Origin of the sequence: Denitrobacterium detoxificans (assembly GCF_015062615.1) — a bacterium.
GTDB lineage: Bacteria > Actinomycetota > Coriobacteriia > Coriobacteriales > Eggerthellaceae > Denitrobacterium > Denitrobacterium detoxificans_A.
Genome location: NZ_SUUH01000003.1, coordinates 160,076 through 181,306 on the forward strand (window position 1 = coordinate 160,076; position 21,231 = coordinate 181,306).

Genomic DNA, 21,231 nt, shown 5'->3' on the forward strand with positions numbered 1-21,231 from the left:
GTCATATGTACAGGGGGTACATTCATGCATCGTATTCATGATGCGGCCGTGGCACGTGCTCTTTACGCGCGCGTGCTGGCTGCCGTTCTTGTTTTGTGTCTTTCGTTTGGCGGGGTGGCGTTTGCGGGATGCAGTAGCGCCGATTCGTCGAGTGGGTCTTCCGAATCGCAGCAGACGGTTGCTACGCAGTCTTCGGAATCGTCGTACTCTGCCGAGCAGGCGGATCATTCCGCGCAAGCAGGCGAGCGCCTGGCCGTTCCCACCGAATGGGATGAAACCGCTTCGCCCGATTACTATCGTGTTGTTGGCTCTGCGGTCTGCGATTACGCGGCGGAAGAGGGCGTGGCGACGTATCAGGGCCTCGATTCCCATTCGCGTGCTGGGGCCGTGTACGCCGTGGTCACGTATTCTATGATGGAGGCTGGCCTGGCGCGCGAGCGTTCCGACATGAGCTCGTTGCATCCTTCGGGATGGCAGGAGAACCGCCAAGTATCGATTCAAATGCCCAACGGCACGACGTATAACGGCTATTTCTACAACCGCAGCCATCTGCTCGCGAAGTCGCTGGGTGGGGAAGAGACGCTCGAGAACCTCATTACGGGTACGCGAACCCAGAACGTGGGAGCCAACGACCAGACCTTCACGCCAGGAGGCATGGCGTACACCGAAACAAAGGCGCGGGATTGGCTGGAATCCCATCCCGAGGGAACGGTGTACTACGCGGCTACGCCCCTGTACGTGGGCGATGAGCTGGTAGCTCGTTCGGTCGTCGTGGACGTTCGCTCCTCGGATGGAAGCATCGACGAAGAGGTCGAAGTCTACAACTGCGCAAAGGGGTATGTCATCGATTACGCCACGGGCGCGTATGCGTCCGATGGCTCTGCTCCCGACCCCGTTGCTAGTGAGGGACAGGAGTCGTCTTCCAGCTCAAGCGAAAGTGTCCAGCAGAATGGCGTTATCGAATCGAGTCCCCAACAAGAGCAATCTGCGCCCGTCGAATCGAGCGCCCAGCAGGAGCAGCCTGCGACTTCCGAAGCGCACGACTACGTCATGAATACCAACACGCACAAATTCCACTACCCAGATTGCTCGTCGGTGAAGAAGATGAGCGCCAAGAACAAGCAGGAAGTGCATTGCACGCGCGATGAGCTCATCGCGCAGGGTTACGAGCCGTGTAAGAACTGTCGACCCTAGGAAAGCTTGGCTTCTCGCTCTAGCAGAACCACGTTCTCTACGTGATCGGTATGGGGGAACATGTCCACGGGGCGGATGCGCACTGGACGGTACCCGAACGTGCGTAGGTATTCCACGTCGCGCGCTTGCGTGGTGGGATTGCACGAGATGTAGACGATGCGGCCAGGCGAAAGCACGTTCACGGCGTCGAGGAAGTCTTCGCTGGCGCCTGCGCGCGGCGGGTCCATCATGAGGACGTCGATGGTGCGGTTCTGCGCGGCGCATTCCTTCATGAACGCGCCCGCGTCGGCGGTGACGAATTCAGCGTTCTTGATGCCGTTGTGCGCGGCGTTGGCACGTGCGTCGCGAATGGCGGAATCAACGCTGTCCACGCCAATGACCTGCGCGCGGCCGGAAGCGGCTGCGGCAATGAGCCCAATCGTTCCCGTTCCGCAGTATGCGTCGAGCACGGTAATGCTATCGTTTCGGCCGCTCTCGGCGCCGTCGTTTAGCCCTGCGAACTGTACGGCAGTGCGGTATAGGACTTCGGTCTGCTTGGAATTGACCTGGTAGAACGAATGCGAGGAAATGCGGAACGAAAGACCGCAGAGCGTGTCGATGATAAAGCCCGGGCCGTAGATGGTGTGCTCTTCCTGCCCCAGGATGACGTTCGTCTGGCGCAGGTTCACGTTCTGCACGATGGTGGTGACGGCGGGGCAGCGGCGCTTCAGTTCGCGCGCGAAGTTTTTCGCCCCGGGGAACTGCTTGCTGTTGGTGACGAGCGTGACCAGCACCTCGCCGCTTTCGTGGCCCACGCGCACGATGGCGTGGCGCATGAACCCCGTGCCGATGTCTTCGTTGTATGGCTCGATGCCGTACTTGCCCATGATGGCCTTGATGGCTGCAATGACCTTGCGGCCGATTTCGTTTTCGACGGCGCAAGTGTCTGCGGGGATGATGCGGTGCGAATGCGCGGCGTACATGCCGCAGAGAACCTCGTGGCGCCGCTCCTGTCCCCCTCGTCCGCCCTTCTGCGCGCGTCCAGGCGCAAAGGGCGAGGTGATCTTGTTGCGGTAGTGCAGGGGCTCGTCCATTCCGGCGATGGGGTCGAGCATGCACGATTCGTCGGCCAGGTCGCTGAACAGGTCGACGATGCGCTTCTGCTTGTTCGCTAGTTGCTCTGCGTAGGGCACGTGGATGACCGAGCATGCGCCGCATTCGGCGGCAACGGGGCAGAGCTGCGACTTCGGGCCCTGCGCGTGCTTGCTATTACGCGCTTTGCTCACGGGCTTCTTGCCCGTCTTCACCTGAGTGTTGGCTTTGGCGTGGCGCGTTTGCTTTTCGCTGCGCTTCTTGTCGCCCTTTGCGGGGGCGGGGGAGTGCTTGCGATGGGATTGCTTGTGTTCGTGTTTCGCGTTCATGCGGCTATTGTGGCACATTTTGCGCGGGCACGTTCGGGGCCCATAGTTATTGCAGGAAGATGGAGCGAAGCGTGTCCTCTTCAGCCAGGCCTACGCCGCACACGTCTTCCAGGAAGCCGGCAAAGTCGCCGAAGTTCTTGTCGATTGCCTCTATTGCGGCGGCTATGTGCTCGTAACGCGCTTCGAGCAGGGGGCCCATGCGGTGCGTCATGCTGGGTTCAACGCCTCGGTCGCGTGCGTCCTGCAGGATTTTCGCGCGATAATCCGCCAGACCGGAATTCGAATCCATGTAATCGGCCAGCACCGTTTCCTCGGGGATGCCCAGCGCCAGCAGCACCACGGCCGCCACGACGCCCGTGCGGTCCTTCCCGTTCGTGCAATGCCACAGGACGGCTTGGTCGCCCGCTTCCAGTAGGACCTGGAAGATCTGATGCCAGCGCGGCGCCATGGCGGGGCTTACCATCTTGCGGTAGAGCGCACATGCGTCGTACAGGTCGGGGCTCCAGGTGCCGCGTAGAAGCTCCTGCCAATTGTAATCTTCCAGCGTGATGCTCAGCGCGCTTACTGGCATGAGGGGCACTTCCAGGTGCGTGACACCGGGTAGATCGGGGTCGGGATCGCTGTTTCGTTCCAGCCCCGTACGCAGGTCAATGACCGTTCCCACGTTATAGTAGCCGGCAAGCAGGGCTCGTTCGTTCGCATCAGTGGCGCCCAGCGCGGCGCAACGGTAGAGCTTGCGCGGCTTGATGATATAGCCGTCGCTCGTGGCCATTCCGCCTAGATCGCGGAAGTTCATTATGTGCGGTAAGTCTCTCATATGCTAGTGCAATACTACCACATTTGACCAGTTAGGGCGCACATTTGCCGCTTCCTTTTTCTGCTGAAAATGTGTTCCCATCTAATCTTCACAGCAGTATGATGGGTCCAATATGTTTGCCTGGGAAAGGGGGCTGCTATGCAGGGAACCAGCGAACTAACACACGCCATTGGGCGTACTCCGCTCATTCTGCTTCGTAGCTTTTCCGAGCAAGTAGGGGCTCGGGTGCTTGTGAAGTACGAGGCGGCGAACCCGGGTGCGTCGCTGAAGGATCGCGCCGCACTGTGTATGATCAATCGTGCAGAACGCGAGGGCATCATCGCCCCTTCTCGTAGCGTTCTCATTGAACCCACCAGCGGCAACACGGGCGTTGCCATCGCCATGATCGGTGCCGTGCGCGGTTATCGCGTCATTCTGGTCATGCCCGAATCCATGAGCGTGGAACGCCGCAAGCTTGCGGCCGCCTATGGTGCGGAAGTGGTCCTTACGCCTGCCGAGCTGGGAATGCAGGGCTCCGTTGCCAAGGCAGAAGAGCTGCGTGATACGTTCCACTCTGGCTGGATCGTGGGGCAGTTCACCAATCCGAACAACCCATTGGCTCACGAGCGCACTACGGCTCCTGAAATCTTCGAGCAGCTGGGCTTCGACCCCGACTACGTGCTCGCGGGCGTGGGCACGGGCGGAACCATCTCCGGCTGCGCGCATTATTTCGCGGGCAAGCATGCCCGCACGAAGTGCTATGCCGTGGAACCAGCGGAAAGCCCCATCATCTCGCAGGCGCTTGCCGGGGAAGAGCTCACGCCGCATGCCCATGGCATTCAGGGCATTGGTGCCAACTTCATTCCCGAAACGCTCGATCTGGGGGCCTTGGCGGGTGCGCTTCAGGTTCCCACCGAAGACGCCATCGAGGCCGCCCGCAGTACCGCGCGCGACGAAGGCCTGCTCGTAGGCATTTCCACGGGTGCGAACCTGGCCGCCGTGCTCGAGCTCATCGAAAACGATCGCGAGGCTCGTGGTTCCACCATCGTCACGTTTGCGGTCGACACGGGCGAGCGCTATCTGTCTACCGACCTGTTCCACGGGTTGGGGTAGTTCGCGTGTCCGCGTCAAAGGAAACCACGCAGGTTCGCTTCGCGCGCACCATTCAGGAAAAGGGGCTTGCTGGCCCCGATACTCCCGTGTTGCTCATGGTGTCGGGTGGCTCCGATTCCACGTCGCTTGCGTACCTGGCGGCCGATCTGCATCGCCAAGGGGGTTTGGGCCAGCTTGCCATCTTGCACGTGAACCACAATCTTCGCGGCGAGGCATCCGACGGTGATGCGGAGTTCGTGCGGTCCCTGGCTGGCGCCCTTCGCATTCCGCTATTTATGGTGCAGGTCGACATTCCCCGCTTGGTGCAGATGACGGGTGACAACTTGGAAGCCGTCGCTCGTCAGGAACGCTATCAGGCCGCCAACGAGGCTCTGGAAAGCCTGTGCCTTCATGTGGGAGCGCCGCTTTCCGAGGGGCGTATCTTTACGGCGCATACGCAAGACGACCGCGTCGAGAACTTCTATATGCGCTCCATCGTGGGAACGGGGCCGGGCGGGTTCCGCTCCATGCGCTATCGCAATGGTTCCATCGTGCGTCCCTGCCTCGATGTCTCGCGCGACGATCTGCGTGCCTACCTGGGCATGCGCGAGCTTGATTCCGCCGAGGATGAAAGCGTCGTCCTGGTGCGCGACTCGCAGGGCAACCTGTGGCGCGAGGACGCCACCAACGCGCACACCGATCGCTTTCGCGCGTACGTGCGCCACAAGATCGTACCCGCTGCCAAGGAGCGCAATCCGCGCCTACTCGACACGCTGTGCCGTTCCATGAACCTCATCGCCGACGAAGACGACATGCTCGAAGGCATGGCGCTCGAGCTGCAGAATCGCTACGTTTCCTGGCTCAGCGAATCGTCCGAGCCGCGTTATTCCGAGGGCTGCCTGCTGGACCCCGGTATGGCGATTCAGCCGAAACCCCTGGTTAGGCGTTGCGTTACAAACGTCCTGCAGCTTATGCTGGGCGACGAGGTCCGCGTGGAATCCGCCTCCGTTCAGGCGGTGGTCCAGGCGTATGATGGCCAGGCCCCGGTGTCGGGGTATACCGCCAACATACAGGGTGACCTCGCCGTTTCCGCAAACAAGCGGGGTGTACGCATCGAGCCAATGAGCGCGTTTCGCGCGCGCAGGAAGAGGTAGTAGTGGAAATCGTTCTTGCTTCGGGAAGTCCTCGTCGTCGCGAGATCCTGAAGAAGGCGGGCGTAACGTTTCGCGTAATCCCCAGCGAGGCAACCGAAGAGCTCACCGAATCCGAGCTCGCCGACCCGTCGAAGGCGGCTCGTACGCTTGCCGACCGCAAGGCCGGTTCTGTGGTTCAGCTGCTTCTGGCGGTTCCGCGTCCGCTCAACCAGCCCGTGGCCGTCATTGGCGCCGATACCATGGTCGTGAAGGATGGCCAAATCTTCGGCAAGCCCCGCTCGCTTGAAGAGGGTACCCACATGCTGCAGCAGCTTCAGGGTGTGACGCACCAGGTCATTACAGGTGTCTCCGTATGGATGCTCGGTCCCGACGAAGAGGGCCATGTGTCCATTGCACGCCGTGCGTTTTCCGAGACCAGCGAAGTCACGTTCAAGCCGCTCTCCAGTCAGGAAATTGCCGATTACCTGGCTTGCGGCGAAAGTTTCGACAAGGCGGGCGCCTATGCCATACAGGGCGAGGGGGCCAAGCTCGTTGCCGGCTACGAAGGCGATTACGACAATATCGTGGGGCTTCCGGTTGCCACGTTGCTGCACCTTGTTCCCGCGCTTGCCGAATAGCGTTTAGCCGCAGGTCCGCTACGTGGCGTGTCCAGCGTGTAAATAACGTGCTCAATAACGCGCCGTTACCTGTTTGTCGAGTTAGGGGCTAGGGGGATTTGCTACACTCAGAAACCGAGTGTAGTTTGTGGCGCCATGCGCTCCTGCTCATGGCGTAATCAGGAAGAGGTAATGGCTTTGTCGTTCCAGGATATCCATGAAGATGTAGACCGCATTCTGTTCACGGAAGAGGATCTGCATAATCGAATTTGCGAGATGGGTCGCCAGATTACCGCCGACCACGAAGGCGAGAGCCTGCTTGTCATTTCGGTGCTGCGTGGCGCCGCCATTTTCATGGCCGATCTGGTCCGCGAAATCGAGCTTCCCCTCGAAATGGATTACATGGCCATTTCCAGCTACGGTAACGGCGTGAAGAGCTCCGGTATCGTACGCATCTTGAAGGATCTCACCTCTTCGGTGGAAGGCCGTCACGTGCTCATCGCCGAAGACATCCTCGATAGCGGCCTTACGCTCAGCTACCTCATCCGTAATCTGCAGGCGCGCAACCCAGCTTCCATCGAGGTTGCCACGTTGCTGCGCAAGAAGACGCTCCAGCAGGCGAAGATCGACTGCCGTTACGTGGGCTTCGAATGCCCCGATGAGTTCATCGTCGGCTACGGCCTCGACTACGCCGAACGCTATCGCAACCTGCCCTACATCGGCGTTCTGAAGAAGAGCGTTTACGAGAAATAGCCCGAACTTCCATTCGGACAGCAAGGAAGTACATACCACATGCCAGATCAGAAACCGCCTATTAAGCCCAGTTCCAGGACGACCGTCGTCTGGACGATCCTCATGGTTCTCATCTTCCTGTTCCTGGGTTCGCAGCTCACGGGTATTGGTCATCAGGCGGAAACGCGCCAGACCGACAACCTGAAGACGAGCGAGTTCATCGCCGCCGTGAACGAGGGCCGCGTGCAAGACGTCACGTTCGATGCGGGCTCCGACACCGTTTCCGGCACGTACTATCCCGCGGCAACTGCGGGCGGCACCACCAGCGAAGCGTACAACACGGCTTTCCAGGCGCTTTCCTCGGCCCTGGGCACGCTGCATACCAACGACGAGGCTTCCATCTCCAGCACGGTCGAAACCAACGCACTCGATGTGCAGAACCTGGGTACGGAGCGCAATTACACGGCAACGTGGGTGGGCCAGGATTCGCTGGGCGAGCTCATGGCCGCCCATCCCAACATCAGCTACCAGGTCACGCTGCCTTCCGGTTTGCTGTCCGGCTTGCTGTCATATCTGCCCATGATTCTTATTGCCGTCTTTTTCGTTTGGATGTTCTACCAGATGAACAAGGCGAATAGCTCTCAGATGTCCTTCGGCAAGACGAAGGCGAAGATGGCTTCCGAAGAGCGTCCCGACGTGAAGTTCGACGACGTCGCTGGCGTCGACGAGGCCGTCGAGGAGATGCAGGAGATTCGCGACTTCCTGGCCAACCCGAAGAAGTACCAGGACATTGGCGCGAAGATTCCCCGTGGTTGCCTGCTGGTGGGCCCTCCGGGTACGGGTAAGACGCTGCTTGCGCGCGCCGTTGCCGGCGAGGCGGGCGTTCCGTTCTTCAGCATCTCGGGTTCCGACTTCGTGGAAATGTTCGTGGGCGTGGGCGCAAGCCGCGTGCGCGACCTGTTCAAGCAGGCCAAGGAAGCCGCTCCCGCCATCGTGTTCATCGACGAGATCGACGCCGTGGGTCGTCAACGTGGTACGGGCCTGGGCGGCGGTCATGACGAGCGCGAGCAGACGCTCAACCAGTTGCTCGTGGAAATGGACGGCTTCGAGGCCAACGACTCCGTGGTCCTTATTGCCGCCACCAACCGCTCCGACGTACTCGACCCGGCCCTGCTGCGTCCCGGCCGCTTCGACCGCCAGATTGTGGTCGACGTGCCCGACGTGCGCGGCCGCGAGAAGATTCTGAACGTCCATGCGAAGGGCAAGCCCATCGCGCAGGACGTCGACCTGCCCAAGATCGCCAAGCTCACGCCTGGCTTCACGGGTGCCGACCTGGCAAACCTTCTGAACGAGAGCGCCCTTCTTACTGCTCGCCGCAACAAGAAGGTCATCTCCATGGAAGAAGTTCAGGACAGCATGGAGCGCGTCATCGCCGGCCCCGAACGCAAGGGCCGCGTGATGGACGACCAGACGAAGACGACCATTGCCTTCCACGAGAGCGGTCATGCCCTGGTAGGCCATACGCTTCCGCTGGCCGATCCGGTACACAAGATCAGCATTGTCAGCCGCGGTCGCGCGCTGGGCTACACTCTGTCCATTCCCAAGGAAGACAAGGTGCTGAACAGCCGCAACGAGATGATGCAGGAACTGGCCGTGCTTCTGGGCGGTCGTGTTGCCGAGGAAATCTTCTGCGACGACATCACCACGGGCGCCAGCAACGACCTCGAGCGCGCTACCAAGATGGCTCGCCAGATGGTCACGCAGTACGGCATGAGCGCCGAGCTTGGCACTCAGATTTTTGGCCAGCCGAATCACGAGGTGTTCCTGGGCCGCGATTATGGCAACACGCAGGACTACTCCGAGGAAACGGCTCGTCGCATCGACGACGAGGTCGCACGCCTCATGAAGCATGCGCACGATACCGCCTACGAGATTCTCTCCAGCCACAAGGAGCAGATGAACCTCATGGCATCGGTGCTGCTCGAGCGTGAGACGATCGACGGCGAAGCCTGCCAGGCGCTGCTCGACAACGAGTGGAGCGCTTACCTAGAGCATGAGCAGAGCGAAGCCGGCAAGGCCGAGCGCGAGCGCGCGGCTACCACGGTTGTTGCGCCCGAAGAGGTTCCCGCCCCCGTTGCCACGCAGACACAGATCCCGCAGCCTCCCGCCCAGCCGGGTTCGGGCGCTCCGGGCGTGCCGTATGCGCCGAAGCCCCAGCATCCGCATGCGGGCGAGGGTTCCGATTCGCCCTCTTCCAACAATCAGTAGTTCTTTTCAAGTGAGGTACGCCTGTGATTTGGCGTTGTGGTTCTTTTAGCTTCGATTCCAGGATGCCCGTTGTCATGGGCATCCTGAATGTCACTCCCGATTCCTTTTCCGATGGCGGTTCGTATGCTAACGCGGAAGAGGCCATTGCCGCCGGCCTGTCCATGAAGGAAGCCGGCGCGCTCATTATCGACGTGGGCGGCGAGTCCACGCGCCCCGGTTCTACGCCCGTGAGTCCGCAGGAAGAGCTCGATCGCGTTCTTCCCGTCGTGCGCGGCTTGGTTCAGCAGGGCGTGTGCGTAAGCGTCGACACGCGCCACGCGTCCGTTGCGCGTGCTTGCGTGGAAGCGGGCGCTGCCATCATCAACGACATCTCGGGCTTCAGCTCTTCCGACATGGTGCGTGTGGCCCAGGAATGCGAAGCGGGCCTTATCGTCATGCACATGCAGGGCGAGCCTTCTACCATGCAGCAGTTCACGCAGTACGATGATGTGGTTGCCGAAGTGCGCGACTATCTTGAACAGCGCTGCCGCATGCTCGAAGAGGAGGGCGTTGCGCGCGATCGCATTGCCATCGACCCCGGTCCGGGCTTCAGCAAGACGCCCAAGCAGACCATCGAGCTCATGCGCAACCTTCACGAGTTCGTGCGCACGGGGTATCCCGTCGTGGCTGCTCCCTCGCGCAAGAGCTACATTGGCTACGCTTATGGCATCGAGGACCCACGCGACCGCGACGAAGCGAGCGTCGAGGAAGCCCTCATGGCCTGCGAACTGGGAGCAAGCGTTGTTCGTATGCACAACGTGCCCCTTACCGTGGAAAAGCTGGCGGCCATTCGACCCTACGTTTTGCTGGGCCTGGGCTGCAACGTGGCGCTCGTGGGCGAGCGCGGCCAGGAGCAGGAGGCGAAGATTGCCCAGCTCAATCAGGCGATTTCGTCTATCTGCATGATGCCCGATACCCAGATGATCGACTGCTCTAGCTTCTATGCTAGCGAGCCTGCGTACCTGGAAGATCAGGATGCATTCGTGAATGCGGTCGTTCTGCTGCGCACGGGCTTGGCGCCGCGCGATCTGCTGCAGTACCTGCACGCCGTGGAGGATAGCCTGGGCCGCGTGCGCACCGTGAAGAACGGTCCGCGTACGTGCGACATCGACATTCTGGATTATCAGCTTTACGTGTCCGACGACGAGCAGCTTACGCTGCCGCATCCGTTGCTCACCGAGCGCGATTTCGTGGTGAAGCCGCTCCTCGAGCTGCTGCCGCGTCATATTCTTTCCGATGGCACGCTCGTTACGCTCGACACGGTAACCGTGGGCGCCGCGCAGAAGATTCGCTAGTCGCGTATTTCATCTGAATAGAGGAAACAAGAAGCGCAGGGGAGGCCTTCGCCCCTGCGCTTCAGTAACCCAGTGTGACGTTGCGGTTTTTGGGGAGGATTTGGAACGTCGCATAGGCTGGGCTTCCATAACTCTAAACCCAAGCGTATATTATACACGAAATGGCACCGCATGTATAGCATTACATTGCGGCTATGCGTCTATTGTGCGCGTTCTCGCAAGCTTGGCTAAACGGAGTAAGCTAGGTGAGCATTACACAACGATAAGTAAGATAGGGGCATTGTGGCAGAAGCACGAAACGATCTGTTTGATTCGGCATCGAGCACGGGAGCGCCCGTAGGGCAGGACCCGAAGAACCCGGGGCGCGACGACAAGGTCAATCGCATGGGAAGCGCCAGCATTCCGCGTTTGATTACCGAGTTTGCCATCCCCAGCATCATCGGCATGGTGGTGAATGGGGCGTATAACATCATCGATTCGATCTTCCTGGGTAGTGCGATGCATGAAACGGGCCAGGCCGCGGTTACCGCCGCCGTGCCTATCATGATCGTGTTCATGGCCATTTCCATGCTTATCGGCAATGGTGGCAATGCACTTGCCGCGCTGCGCATGGGCGAGGGCGATCGCCAGGGCGCCGAGCGCAGCCTGGGTAACACCGTCACGCTCTCCCTTATCGTGAGCGCAATCGTTGCCTTGCTCGCGTTTGTCCCGCCGTGCATCAACGGCCTGCTCTCCATTTCGGGCACTACGACCGAGGTGTGGGAGTATTCCAAGACGTTCATCCAGATTATTTCGGCGGGCTTCTTCCTGCAGTGCATCGGCATGGGCGTGAACAACTTCATTCGTACGTCGGGTAATCCCAATCGTGCACTGGGCACCATGATTATCGGCGCCGTAGTGTGCGTCATCTTCAACTACCTGTTCGTTATCGTGCTGGGCTGGGGCATTGCCGGTAGCGCATGCGCCACGCTTGCGGGCCAGGCGGCAAGCTGCGTAAGCGTGCTCTGGTTCTTCATCTTTACCAAGAACGTGCCCATGAAGCTGCACAAGCGCTTCATGAAGCTCGAGCGTCGCACGGTTCGTCTGATCCTCTCGCTGGGCTTTGCCAGCTTTGCCATTCAGGCTGCTGCTGCCGTGGTCAACTTCGTGCTGAACAACCTGCTGGTGAAGTATGGCGCGCAGAGCGCTCTGGGGCAGGACGCGGCGCTGGCCAGCATTGGCGTGGTAAGCCGCGTGGCCATGTTCACGATCTTCCCGCTCATTGGCGTGGCCGTTGCGCTGCAGCCGCTGCTGGGCTACAACTACGGTGCTCACCTGTTCAAGCGCGTGCGCACCACGTTGTTCCAGGGCATGCTGGGCGGTACCGTTATCGCTGTTGCCATGTGGGTTGCCGTACATTTGTGGCCCAATCAGATCGTGGGCGCATTCGGCTTGGAGGATCCCGAGCTCATCGAGTTCACCGTCTTCGCGCTGAAGGTGCAGCTCTTCTTGCTGCCGTTCGTTGCGTTCCAGATCATTGGTTCCAACTACTTCCAAGCCACGGGCCAGCCCGTGAAGAGCGCATTCCTCTCGCTTACGCGTCAGGTTCTGTTCCTCATTCCGCTGTACATCCTGCTGCCCGAGCTGCTTCCGCAGATCATGCCGCAGTACTCCGGCCTTGACGCCCTGTACTTCGCGGTGCCCTTGGCGGACTTCCTGGCCATCTTCACCACGGTTATTTTCATGCTTGTCGAGCTCAGGCGCATGAAGCGCTTGGAGTCGGGCGAGCTCGAAGCTGCCGCCTTCTAATCGACGACGACAATAACAAGGATGCACTATGAGAGCTGAGCGCAAGAACGGGTTTTCGTACTTTGCCTTGGCTCTTATGGTGCTTGGGTCTAGCTTGGGAGGCATGGCCCAAACGGGCATGAACACCGCGCTTCCCTCCGTGATGACCGATCTGGCCATCACCACCGATGTTGCTCAGTGGCTGGTGACCGTATTCCAGCTCATGCTGGGCATCGTTATGCCGCTCGTGGCCTTTCTTTCGCGGCGATTCAGCACCAAGGCGTTGTTCGTTGCCAGCTCGCTGCTCTTTTCGCTTGGCAGCGTGGTAATCGCTCTCGCTACGCTCTTCCCCGTAGTCTTTCTGGGGCGCGTCCTCCAAAGTATTGCCGTTGCTATCATGCTCACCATGGTGCAGGTGGTGGTCTTCAAGAAGTTCCCGCGCGAGCGCTGGGGAACCATCATGGGGTTTGTGGGGCTGGCCATGGGATTTGCCCCTAACATTGGCCCCACTATCATGGGCGTGCTCATCCAGGCATGGGATTGGCGCGCGGCCTTCTGGTGCTTTGCCGGCATTTCGGCGCTCATTGCGCTTCTGTCGTGCTTCGCCATACATAAGAGCAACACCCAGCATGGCGCGTCGGGCTTGGACGTGCTTTCGCTTATCGCTTCCACGTTGGCTTTTGGAGGCCTGCTCATGGGCGTGTCGAACATTTCCTCGTTTGGCATGGGGTGGCAGTGCGTCGTTCCCTTGCTGGTGGGCGGCGTGTCGATGGCCTGGTTCGTGCGTCGCGAGTCGCAGGTGGCGAATCCGCTACTTTCTCTCGAGCCGTTCAAGAACCGTGATTTCACGCTGGGTACCATCATGACCTGCCTGCTCTTCAGCGCGTTCATTGGCGTTACGCTCGCGCTGCCCCTGGAGCTGCAGAGCGTGCATGGCCGTTCGGCGCTCGAAGCGGGCATGTCGCTTCTGCCCGGTACGGTTGCCGCGTTCATCATGAACCCGGTGTCGGGCATTCTCTACGACCGCATTGGCGCGCGATACGTAACGTGCGTGGGCTCCGCCTTGCTCGTGATTGGCACGCTGGGCATGTACGACCTGGGCAACATGGATTCCCTGCCGCTGGTTATGGCGTGGCAGGCGGTTCGCGCCTTTGGCATTAGCTCGCTCATTCAGCCGCTTACCACGTGGAGCATGCGCAATTTGAATGAGTCCATCGTTGCCGACGGCACGAGCGTGAGCAACGCCGTGCGCCAGATTGCGGCTGCGTTTGGCACGAGCATCATGGTGCTACTCATGGCCATTGGCGGCGAGGTAGGCTCCGTTACGGCGCTTGGCGTGAATTGCGCCATTTACTTCTCGCTTGCCTGTTCGTTCATTCTGATGGTGATGTCTTTCGCCCTGGTGAGGAAATAGTTTGACGATTGTAAACCTATAGCAAAAAATAGGTTTACAATCCCGCTTCACTCGACTAAAGTGAACCGCGTTCGCTAATAGAGAGGAAGAAGAGGACATGCAAACTCGTTCATCGGCCGTATCACGTACGCGTTCCATTGCGTTTGCCGGGCTGTCGGTTGCTTTGCTGGCAGTATCCGCGTGGATTACCGTTCCGCTTGGCCCCGTGCCGTTCACCATGCAGACGTTCGTCATCGTTTTTCTGCTGCTTGCACTGAAGCCAAGTGAGAGCCTGTCGGCTATTGCCGCGTACCTGGTGCTGGGTGGTATTGGCCTGCCGTTGTTCTCGGGGATGAAGGGTGGCATGGTCGCATTGCTGGGGCCCACGGGCGGCTTCCTTTGGAGCTTCTTCGTTGCCGCCGCTGTGGCCATTGCGTTTTTGCGCGTGACGGGCAAGCGCTCCATTGTGTTCGAATACGTTGCCGCGGCAATCTACTTGGTAATCAGCTATGCGATGGGCTGGTTCTGGCTCATGACGTCCACGGGCATGAGCGCCGAGTCCGCATTCGTTGCCGCTGTCGCGCCGTTTATCGTTATCGACATCATCAAGATCGTACTTGCCGTTCCCGCTGCGCATGCCGTGCGCAAGGCCGTTACCGACAAGGTGAAGCCTCAGGTTCAGGCTGCATAGTTTTCGATTGATGCTCAGCAACGCCAGGCAACGGAAATGTCGCTGGTGTTGAGCGGATGGAATGCCCTAGGCATTGCCGAGTGGAATAGTTCGGTCCCCGCGCGTTCGCTTCGATTACTTTTACGCAACCTCCCCTCTCTTTCATGCGGAAAGGGGAGGTTGCTTACTGCTCTGTCTTTGCCTGGTAGATGAGGCGAAGGCCCTGGAGCGTGAGCTCGGGGTTTACGTCGGTTACGGTTTGCGACAAGCTCGACATGAGATAGCCGAAGCCGCCGGTGGCGATGACGGGCGTTTCGGTGCCAAGCTGCTTCCAGATGCGGCGCACCATGCCGTCGATGGCATCTACCTGGCCGTATACGACGCCAATCTGGATGGCCTTCACCGTGGAATTGCCGATGGCGCACCCTGGGTCGGCAAGCTCGACGTCGGGGAGCAGGGCCGTGCGGTTCACCAGGCCCTCGATGGACGTTTGAATGCCCGGTGCGATGACGCCGCCCAGGAAGCGCCCGTTCTCGTCGATGACTTCGATGTTCGTGGCGGTGCCCAGGTCGAGCACGATGGCGGGGCTGCCATAGAGCGCGCGTGCGGCCACGGCGTCGGCCAGGCGGTCGGCGCCAGGCGTGCCGCCATATCCCGAGGTGTCGATCATGTCGGCTACCACGTTTGCGTCAACCGATACGACGGGGCAGTGGCAAAGCGTTTCCCCAACGGTGCGCCACAGGCGGTTCAAGCTGGGAACCACCGTGGCAAGGGCGATGCCGGAAATCTGGCGCGCTTCGATATTTGCCATTTGGAACAGGCCGTTCAGCGCCACACGCGCCTCGTCGGAGGTCTGTTGGGCGTCGGTCTGCACGCGCCACATATGCAGCAACTCTTCACCCTCGTATACACCGAGAACGGTATGCGTGTTGCCTACGTCGATGGTAAGTAACATGTACGTGTCAGCCCCTTAGCGGTTCGAAATTGTATTTTGGGTGATATGATAATACGAGCTCAAGAAAAACTTCTGTTCACCTTCCGATTCGGCACGTGTCGCATCGGCGAACATAGTCAAGGAGCAGCCCATGAACGATAACGCAGCGCGCATCCTCGTAGTAGACGACGAGCAGACCATCACCGATTTTGTCGGATACGCACTGAAGAAGGAAGGGTTCGAGCCCGACGTGGCAAGCAACGGCGAAGACGCCTTGGCCATGGCGGGGAAGAACGACTACGACCTGTTCATTCTCGACATCATGCTGCCCGGTATGGACGGCTACGAACTGTGCCGCCGTCTGCGCAGCAAGACGAGCGCCCCGGTGCTGTTCCTCTCTGCGCGAGACACCGAACTCGACAAGGTCGTCGGCCTGGAAATTGGCGGTGACGACTACCTGAGCAAGCCCTTCGGCCTGCGCGAGCTCGTGGCACGCGTACGCGCCCTGCTTCGCCGCGGCACTGGCCAGATGGAACAGAGCCATGCCATCACGGCAAGCGGCATCACGCTCGACGAAGACGCTCACACTGCCGTGGGCGAATCGGGCCCCATCGACCTCACGCCGCGCGAGTTCGAATTGCTGGCCGCGCTCATGAAGCACGCGGGGAATGTGGTCTCCCGCGAAGACCTGCTGCGGGACGCATGGGGCTGGGAATACCTCACCGAAACGAAGACGGTCGACACGCACATCAAGCGCCTGCGCGACAAGATTTCCCAGGCGGGCTACGACGCCGCCATCGTGGAAACGGTGCGTGGCTACGGGTATCGCTTCCGTGCATAGGGGCGCCTCACGAATAAACTCTCAACATATTTTGCGTGCTTCGTCACGCTGATCTGCATATTCGCTTGCGCTGCCATCCTCGTCATAGCAAGCGTGTATGGCGCCATCGATGCGTTTACGTTTAGCCTCATCGTGCCGCTGGCGCTGGCGATCTTCATGTTCTCGCTTGTCGTGGGGCATTTCATGGGCCAGCCGCTTTCCGATTTGCGTGACGCCATCAAGGCGTACCGCGCGGGCGACGCGAACGTGGACTTCCGCAGGCGCGGGGCGCTGCGCGAGGCCGACGATTTGGCCGTCGATTTCAAGGACCTGCTCGATTCCTCGTATGCCCAATGCGCCGACCTGTCGCGCAGGGAAAAGCAACAGGTTCAGTTCGTAGGCGATGTGGCTCACGAACTGCGCACGCCGCTTACGGCCATCCATGGAAACGCCGAGCTCCTTTCCGATCCCGACCTGCCTCCCGAGCTGCACGACAAGTTCTGCAACACCATCATTCGGGAAACGGAACGCCTTACGCGCCTTACGAATGACCTGCTCTCGCTGCAGCACATCGAAGGCGACAGCCACGTGCTCAACTTCAAGCGCATCAACTTGAAGCCGCTTGCTCAGGAAGCGGTGGATGCCCTGGCCCCGGTGCTAGCCGACCGACAGGCGAATGTCGAGATCACGGGCGAGGCGCCCGATGTGCTGGGTAATTGGGACCGGCTGAAGCAGGTCGTCTCGAACCTGGTGGACAATGCGAGTCGCTTCGTGGAGCCGGGTGGCCACATCCGCGTGGAACTGTATGGCGTGAAGGGCAATTCCGTCATCGCCGTGAAAGACGACGGTACGGGCTTCGGCGACGTGGATCCGAAGATGCTGTTCGAGCGCTTCTACCGCACCGACTTCAGTCGTGCCCGCAACACGGGTGGCAGTGGCCTGGGCTTGGCCATCGTGAAGAGCGTCGTGGAATCTCACGACGGCACGGTCGAGGCATACAATCTGCCCGAGGGCGGGGCATGCTTCATCGTGGCCATCCCCAGCGTGGGTAGCGCCTCCTAAGCCGTTCGCCGCCAAAACGCTCCTCGCGTCTCGTTTGCCGTCGTGCGGGGCATCACCCCTATCGTGCCATTTTTGCCATATCCGTTCCGCTTTTGCGTCGTTCGCGGCAACCACGCCAGCGTCGTCGCGCCCCTGAGATACAATGCGCCTAGGTGAAGTCCGCGAGAGAAAGGCGCTGCATGCTGACCGATATCGAAATCGCCCAGGCGACCAAGGCTCGTCCCATTACCGAGATTGCCGATGTGGCCGGTGTTCCCCGCGAATACCTGGAGCTTTACGGCAATACGAAGGCTAAAGTCGATTACAACCTGCTGCGCGATTCACAGCATGAAGATGGCAAGCTCGTACTCGTTACCGCCATCAACCCCACTCCTGCGGGCGAAGGCAAGACCACCACGACGGTGGGCCTGGCCGACGCCATGAACCTCATTGGCAAGAAGACGGTCGTTGCCCTGCGCGAGCCGTCGCTTGGCCCGGTGTTCGGCATCAAGGGAGGCGCTGCCGGCGGCGGCTATGCCCAGGTTATCCCCATGGAGGACATCAACCTGCATTTCACGGGCGACTTCCACGCCATCGGCGCTGCTAACAACCTGCTCGCCGCGCTGCTCGACGCGCACATCCACAACGGCAACGAGCTCGACATCGATACGCGCCGCATCACGTGGAAGCGCGTCGTCGACATGAACGATCGCCAGCTGCGTCACGTGGTCGACGGCCTGGGCGGCAAGGCCAACGGCGTGCCGCGCGAAGACGGCTTCGACATCACGGTGGCCAGCGAGGTCATGGCCATCTTCTGCTTGGCCACATCCATCACCGACCTGAAGGAGCGCCTGGGCCGTATCGTAGTCGGCTACAACCATGCTGGCGAGCCCGTTACCGCACATCAGCTGCATGCCGAAGGCGCCATGGCTGCGCTTCTGAAGGACGCGCTCAAGCCCAACTTGGTTCAGACGCTGGAAGGCACGCCCGCGTTCATCCACGGCGGCCCGTTCGCAAACATCGCGCATGGCTGCAACTCCATCATGGCTACCCGCATGGCCATGGCCCTGGGCGATTACTGCATCACCGAGGCCGGCTTCGGCGCCGACCTGGGTGCCGAGAAGTTCCTGGACATCAAGTGCCGCCTTACGGGCCTGAAGCCCGACGCGGTGGTCGTCGTTGCTACGGTGCGCGCGCTGAAGAATCATGGCGGCGTTCCGAAAGACCAGCTCAACGACGAGAATCTCGAGGCGCTCGAGGCTGGCCTGCCCAACCTCCTGCAGCACGTGGAAAACATTACGAAGGTCTACAAGCTTCCCTGCGTGGTTGCCATCAACGCATTCCCGACCGACACGAAAGCCGAGCTCGATTTGGTCGAAGCCAAGTGCAAGGAACTGGGCGTGAACGTGGCGCTTTCCGAGGTGTGGGCTCAGGGCGGCAAGGGCGGCACGGCGCTGGCCGAAGAGGTCGTGCGCCTGTGCGAGCAGCCCAACGACTTCTCGTTTAGCTACGAGCTGGAAGGTGGCATCGCCGACAAGATTCGCACGCTGTCCAAGCGCATCTATCGCGCCGATGACGTGGATTTCACGGCCGCTGCGAAGAAGGAAATCGCCGAGCTCGAGCGCCTTGGCTTCGGTGACATGCCCGTATGCATGGCGAAGACCCAGTACAGCTTTAGCGACGACGCCTCGCTGCTGGGCGCGCCCCGCGGCTTCCGCATGACGGTGCGCAACGTGAAGGTCAGCGCAGGTGCGGGCTTTATCGTCGCGCTCACGGGTAGTATCATGACGATGCCCGGCTTGGGCAAGCATCCCGCGGCGTTCAACATCGACGTCGACGAGACGGGCAAGATTACCGGTCTGTTCTAAATGCATCCGCGTAGCTACGTGGTCATATGAGATATGGGAAGCGGGAAGGTTCTGCCTTCCCGCTTCTGTAAGGTGGGGAAATGGTCGACACTACGTTTATCGACAAGTTGGCGAGCGCCGATCCTACGCCCGGCGGTGGTGGGGCCTGCGCCTATTGCGGCGCCCTTGCTGCGGCCCTGGGCTCCATGGTGGGAAACCTTACGGTGGGCAAGCCGAAGTACGCGCAGGTGGAAGAGCGCGTGAAGGAAACCCTTGGCGAGCTCGAAGCGCTGCGCGTTCGCTTGCTGGGGCTCATCGACGAAGACGCCCGCGCGTTTGCGCCTCTGGCTGCGGCGTATGGCATGCCGCGCAGCACGCCCGAAGAGCTTGCCGAGCGCGACGCTGCGTTGCAGGCGGCACTCGTGGGCGCAACGGAAGCGCCGCTCGCAATCATGAACGCGTGCGTGCGTGTCATCGAGCTGTGTGACGTCATGGCGCATGATGGCAGCCGCCTGGCGGTCAGCGATGCTGGCGTTGCGGCGGCGTTTGCCCGCGCGGCGCTTATGGGAGCATCGCTCAACGTGTATATCAACGCGAAGTCTCTCGCAGATGCTTCCGCGGCGGACGCCTATCGCGCTCAGGCCGATGCCCTCATCGCGGAATACGCCGCAAAGGCCCAGGCAACATTCGATTACGTTGCGCAGGAGGTGCGCTAGCATGGCCCGTATTCTTTCCGGTAAGGAAGTCGTCCAGGCAATGGCCCCTGGCTTGAAGGAACGCGTGCAGGGGTGCGTCGAAGCTGGTGCGCAGCCTACGCTCGCCATCTTGCGCGTGGGCGAAAACCCCAGCGACCTTAGCTACGAGCGCACGGCATGTAAGCGCGCCGAGGTGCTTGGGGTGGGCATTCGCTCCATCGTGCTTCCCGCCAACGCAACGAATGAGCAGCTTCTTGATGCGATTGCGCAGGTAAACGCCGACGAATTCATTCATGGCTGTCTTATGTTCCGTCCGTTGCCTGCCGGTCTCGACGAGGCGGCAGCGTGCGCGGCACTCGATGCGCGCAAGGATATCGATGGCATCTCGCCCGCATCGCTCGCGCGCGTGTTTACGGGTGCGGGCTACGGCTTCCCGCCGGCAACGGCCCAGGCCTGCATGCACGTGCTCGATCATTATGGCGTGCAGCTGCATGGCGCCCGCGTCGTTGTGGTGGGCCGCAGCCTGGTCATCGGCAAGCCCGTGGCCATGATGCTGCTCGCGCGCAACGCCACCGTTACCATGTGCCATTCGCGTACCGAGGACCTTGCGGCTCGTTGCCGCGAGGCCGATGTCGTCATTTGCGCGACGGGGCGTGCGAAGGCGTTTGGAGCGGAATGCTTTGCGCCTGGTCAGACGGTCATTGATGTGGGCATCAACTTCGACGAGGCGGGGAATCTGTGCGGCGACGTCGACTTCGACGCGGCCGAGCCCATTGTTGGGGCAATCACGCCCGTCCCCGGTGGCATTGGCACGGTTACCACGTCTACTACCATGGAGCACGTCATCCATTCGTGCGAAAGCGCGCTCGGAATCGCGTAATCCCGCGGCTTGCGCGCGTGGCGGTACCTTGCGCGCAAGCTGTTATTCGTTTGAAGACGGGTCGGGGGCGCTACAATAGCGGCATGAACGATGAACTCGCATATACGTGCACGTGCGCCGACCTGGAACAGACGGGCGCCCTGGCTTCCCAGCTCGCCCCGCTTCTGCGCGCGGGCGACGTCGTTATGCTCAATGGCGATCTGGGTGCTGGCAAGACCAGCTTCGTCCAGGCCGTTGCGCGTGCCCTTGGCGTCACCGATGACGTCACGAGTCCCACGTTTACCATTCAGCTTACTTACGAAAGCGGTTCGCTCGTGCTAAATCATTTCGACCTGTATCGTCTCGACGATGCCGATCAACTCTACGACCTGGGCTATTGGGAAACGCTCGAGGGGTGTGGCGTCTCCTTCGTGGAATGGGGCGAAAAGTTCCCCGATGAAGCGCCGGAAGACTACCTGGAGCTGCTGCTTTCTGCAAATAGCAAGGGCGGCCGCGATTATCGCGTCATCGCCCGCGGCAAGCGCGCGAACCAGCTGCTGTTCAACTGGGTGCAGGCTGCCCCAGATGCCTGGCATCGCCTGGGCGAATAGCGTTTCGCTGGGCTAGCGTGCTTTTGGG

General features: G+C 60.7%; 19 protein-coding genes. 16 read left to right on the forward strand and 3 right to left on the reverse strand.

Annotation, left to right across the window (positions count from 1 at the left end):
• Window positions 1–24: 24 nt before the first annotated feature.
• Window positions 25–1,194, forward strand: a complete 1,170-nt coding sequence (locus tag E7002_RS05845) for a DNA/RNA non-specific endonuclease (RefSeq protein WP_303727930.1) — start codon at window positions 25–27, stop codon at window positions 1,192–1,194.
• Here E7002_RS05845 and rlmD read toward each other — a convergent pair.
• Window positions 1,191–2,594: a 23S rRNA (uracil(1939)-C(5))-methyltransferase RlmD gene (rlmD, locus tag E7002_RS05850; RefSeq protein ID WP_303727931.1), complete on the reverse strand. Its 1,404-nt coding sequence runs from the start codon at window positions 2,592–2,594 to the stop codon at window positions 1,191–1,193. The two genes, E7002_RS05845 and rlmD, sit on opposite strands and share 4 nt — an antisense overlap.
• Before the next feature lie 46 nt (window positions 2,595–2,640).
• Window positions 2,641–3,411, reverse strand: a complete 771-nt coding sequence (locus E7002_RS05855; protein WP_303727932.1) for a tyrosine-protein phosphatase — start codon at window positions 3,409–3,411, stop codon at window positions 2,641–2,643.
• A gap of 138 nt (window positions 3,412–3,549) precedes the next feature.
• On the opposite strand from E7002_RS05855, the gene E7002_RS05860 reads away from it, so the two are divergent.
• The 9 genes from E7002_RS05860 to E7002_RS05900 all read left to right on the forward strand — a co-directional run bounded on the left by E7002_RS05860 (window position 3,550) and on the right by E7002_RS05900 (window position 14,417).
• Window positions 3,550–4,503 carry a PLP-dependent cysteine synthase family protein gene (locus E7002_RS05860; RefSeq protein WP_303727933.1) on the forward strand — a complete coding sequence of 318 codons (954 nt, stop codon included), beginning with the start codon at window positions 3,550–3,552 and terminating at the stop codon, window positions 4,501–4,503.
• A 5-nt stretch (window positions 4,504–4,508) separates the two neighbouring features.
• Window positions 4,509–5,636, forward strand: a complete 1,128-nt coding sequence (tilS, locus tag E7002_RS05865; protein WP_303727934.1) for a tRNA lysidine(34) synthetase TilS — start codon at window positions 4,509–4,511, stop codon at window positions 5,634–5,636.
• 2 nt (window positions 5,637–5,638) lie between these two features.
• Window positions 5,639–6,253, forward strand: coding sequence for a nucleoside triphosphate pyrophosphatase (locus tag E7002_RS05870; protein ID WP_303727935.1), 615 nt, complete (start codon window positions 5,639–5,641; stop codon window positions 6,251–6,253).
• Between the two features lie 171 nt (window positions 6,254–6,424).
• Window positions 6,425–6,985, forward strand: coding sequence for a hypoxanthine phosphoribosyltransferase (hpt, locus tag E7002_RS05875; RefSeq protein ID WP_177168527.1), 561 nt, complete (start codon window positions 6,425–6,427; stop codon window positions 6,983–6,985).
• Between the two features lie 39 nt (window positions 6,986–7,024).
• Window positions 7,025–9,232: an ATP-dependent zinc metalloprotease FtsH gene (gene ftsH, locus E7002_RS05880; protein WP_303727936.1), complete on the forward strand. Its 2,208-nt coding sequence runs from the start codon at window positions 7,025–7,027 to the stop codon at window positions 9,230–9,232.
• 23 nt (window positions 9,233–9,255) lie between these two features.
• Window positions 9,256–10,566: a dihydropteroate synthase gene (gene folP, locus E7002_RS05885; RefSeq protein WP_303727937.1), complete on the forward strand. Its 1,311-nt coding sequence runs from the start codon at window positions 9,256–9,258 to the stop codon at window positions 10,564–10,566.
• A gap of 282 nt (window positions 10,567–10,848) precedes the next feature.
• Window positions 10,849–12,354 (forward strand): MATE family efflux transporter, encoded by a 1,506-nt coding sequence (locus E7002_RS05890; protein WP_369692494.1) that lies wholly within the window; start codon window positions 10,849–10,851, stop codon window positions 12,352–12,354.
• 28 nt (window positions 12,355–12,382) lie between these two features.
• Window positions 12,383–13,747, forward strand: a complete 1,365-nt coding sequence (locus E7002_RS05895; protein WP_303727938.1) for a DHA2 family efflux MFS transporter permease subunit — start codon at window positions 12,383–12,385, stop codon at window positions 13,745–13,747.
• A 97-nt stretch (window positions 13,748–13,844) separates the two neighbouring features.
• Entirely contained in the window at window positions 13,845–14,417 is a 573-nt protein-coding gene (locus E7002_RS05900) for a biotin transporter BioY (protein ID WP_303727939.1), read from the forward strand.
• A gap of 163 nt (window positions 14,418–14,580) precedes the next feature.
• Here the strand turns inward: E7002_RS05900 and E7002_RS05905 are convergent, their stop codons facing one another.
• Entirely contained in the window at window positions 14,581–15,351 is a 771-nt protein-coding gene (locus tag E7002_RS05905; RefSeq protein ID WP_303727940.1) for a type III pantothenate kinase, read from the reverse strand.
• Window positions 15,352–15,481: 130 nt separating this feature from the next.
• Between E7002_RS05905 and E7002_RS05910 the strand changes: the two genes are divergently transcribed.
• The 6 genes from E7002_RS05910 to tsaE all read left to right on the forward strand — a co-directional run bounded on the left by E7002_RS05910 (window position 15,482) and on the right by tsaE (window position 21,203).
• Window positions 15,482–16,171 (forward strand): response regulator transcription factor, encoded by a 690-nt coding sequence (locus E7002_RS05910; protein ID WP_066660542.1) that lies wholly within the window; start codon window positions 15,482–15,484, stop codon window positions 16,169–16,171.
• Between the two features lie 93 nt (window positions 16,172–16,264).
• Entirely contained in the window at window positions 16,265–17,212 is a 948-nt protein-coding gene (locus E7002_RS05915) for a cell wall metabolism sensor histidine kinase WalK (RefSeq protein WP_303727941.1), read from the forward strand.
• 179 nt (window positions 17,213–17,391) lie between these two features.
• The gene (locus E7002_RS05920) at window positions 17,392–19,059 is read left to right on the forward strand and encodes a formate--tetrahydrofolate ligase (protein ID WP_303727942.1); all 1,668 of its coding nucleotides are present in this window, start codon (window positions 17,392–17,394) and stop codon (window positions 19,057–19,059) included.
• Between the two features lie 80 nt (window positions 19,060–19,139).
• Window positions 19,140–19,754 (forward strand): cyclodeaminase/cyclohydrolase family protein, encoded by a 615-nt coding sequence (locus E7002_RS05925; RefSeq protein ID WP_303727943.1) that lies wholly within the window; start codon window positions 19,140–19,142, stop codon window positions 19,752–19,754.
• 1 nt (window position 19,755) lies between these two features.
• Complete coding sequence (locus tag E7002_RS05930) at window positions 19,756–20,613, forward strand: bifunctional 5,10-methylenetetrahydrofolate dehydrogenase/5,10-methenyltetrahydrofolate cyclohydrolase (RefSeq protein ID WP_303727944.1); 858 nt, start codon at window positions 19,756–19,758, stop codon at window positions 20,611–20,613.
• An 83-nt stretch (window positions 20,614–20,696) separates the two neighbouring features.
• Window positions 20,697–21,203: a tRNA (adenosine(37)-N6)-threonylcarbamoyltransferase complex ATPase subunit type 1 TsaE gene (gene tsaE, locus E7002_RS05935; RefSeq protein WP_303727945.1), complete on the forward strand. Its 507-nt coding sequence runs from the start codon at window positions 20,697–20,699 to the stop codon at window positions 21,201–21,203.
• Window positions 21,204–21,231 lie beyond the last annotated feature (28 nt).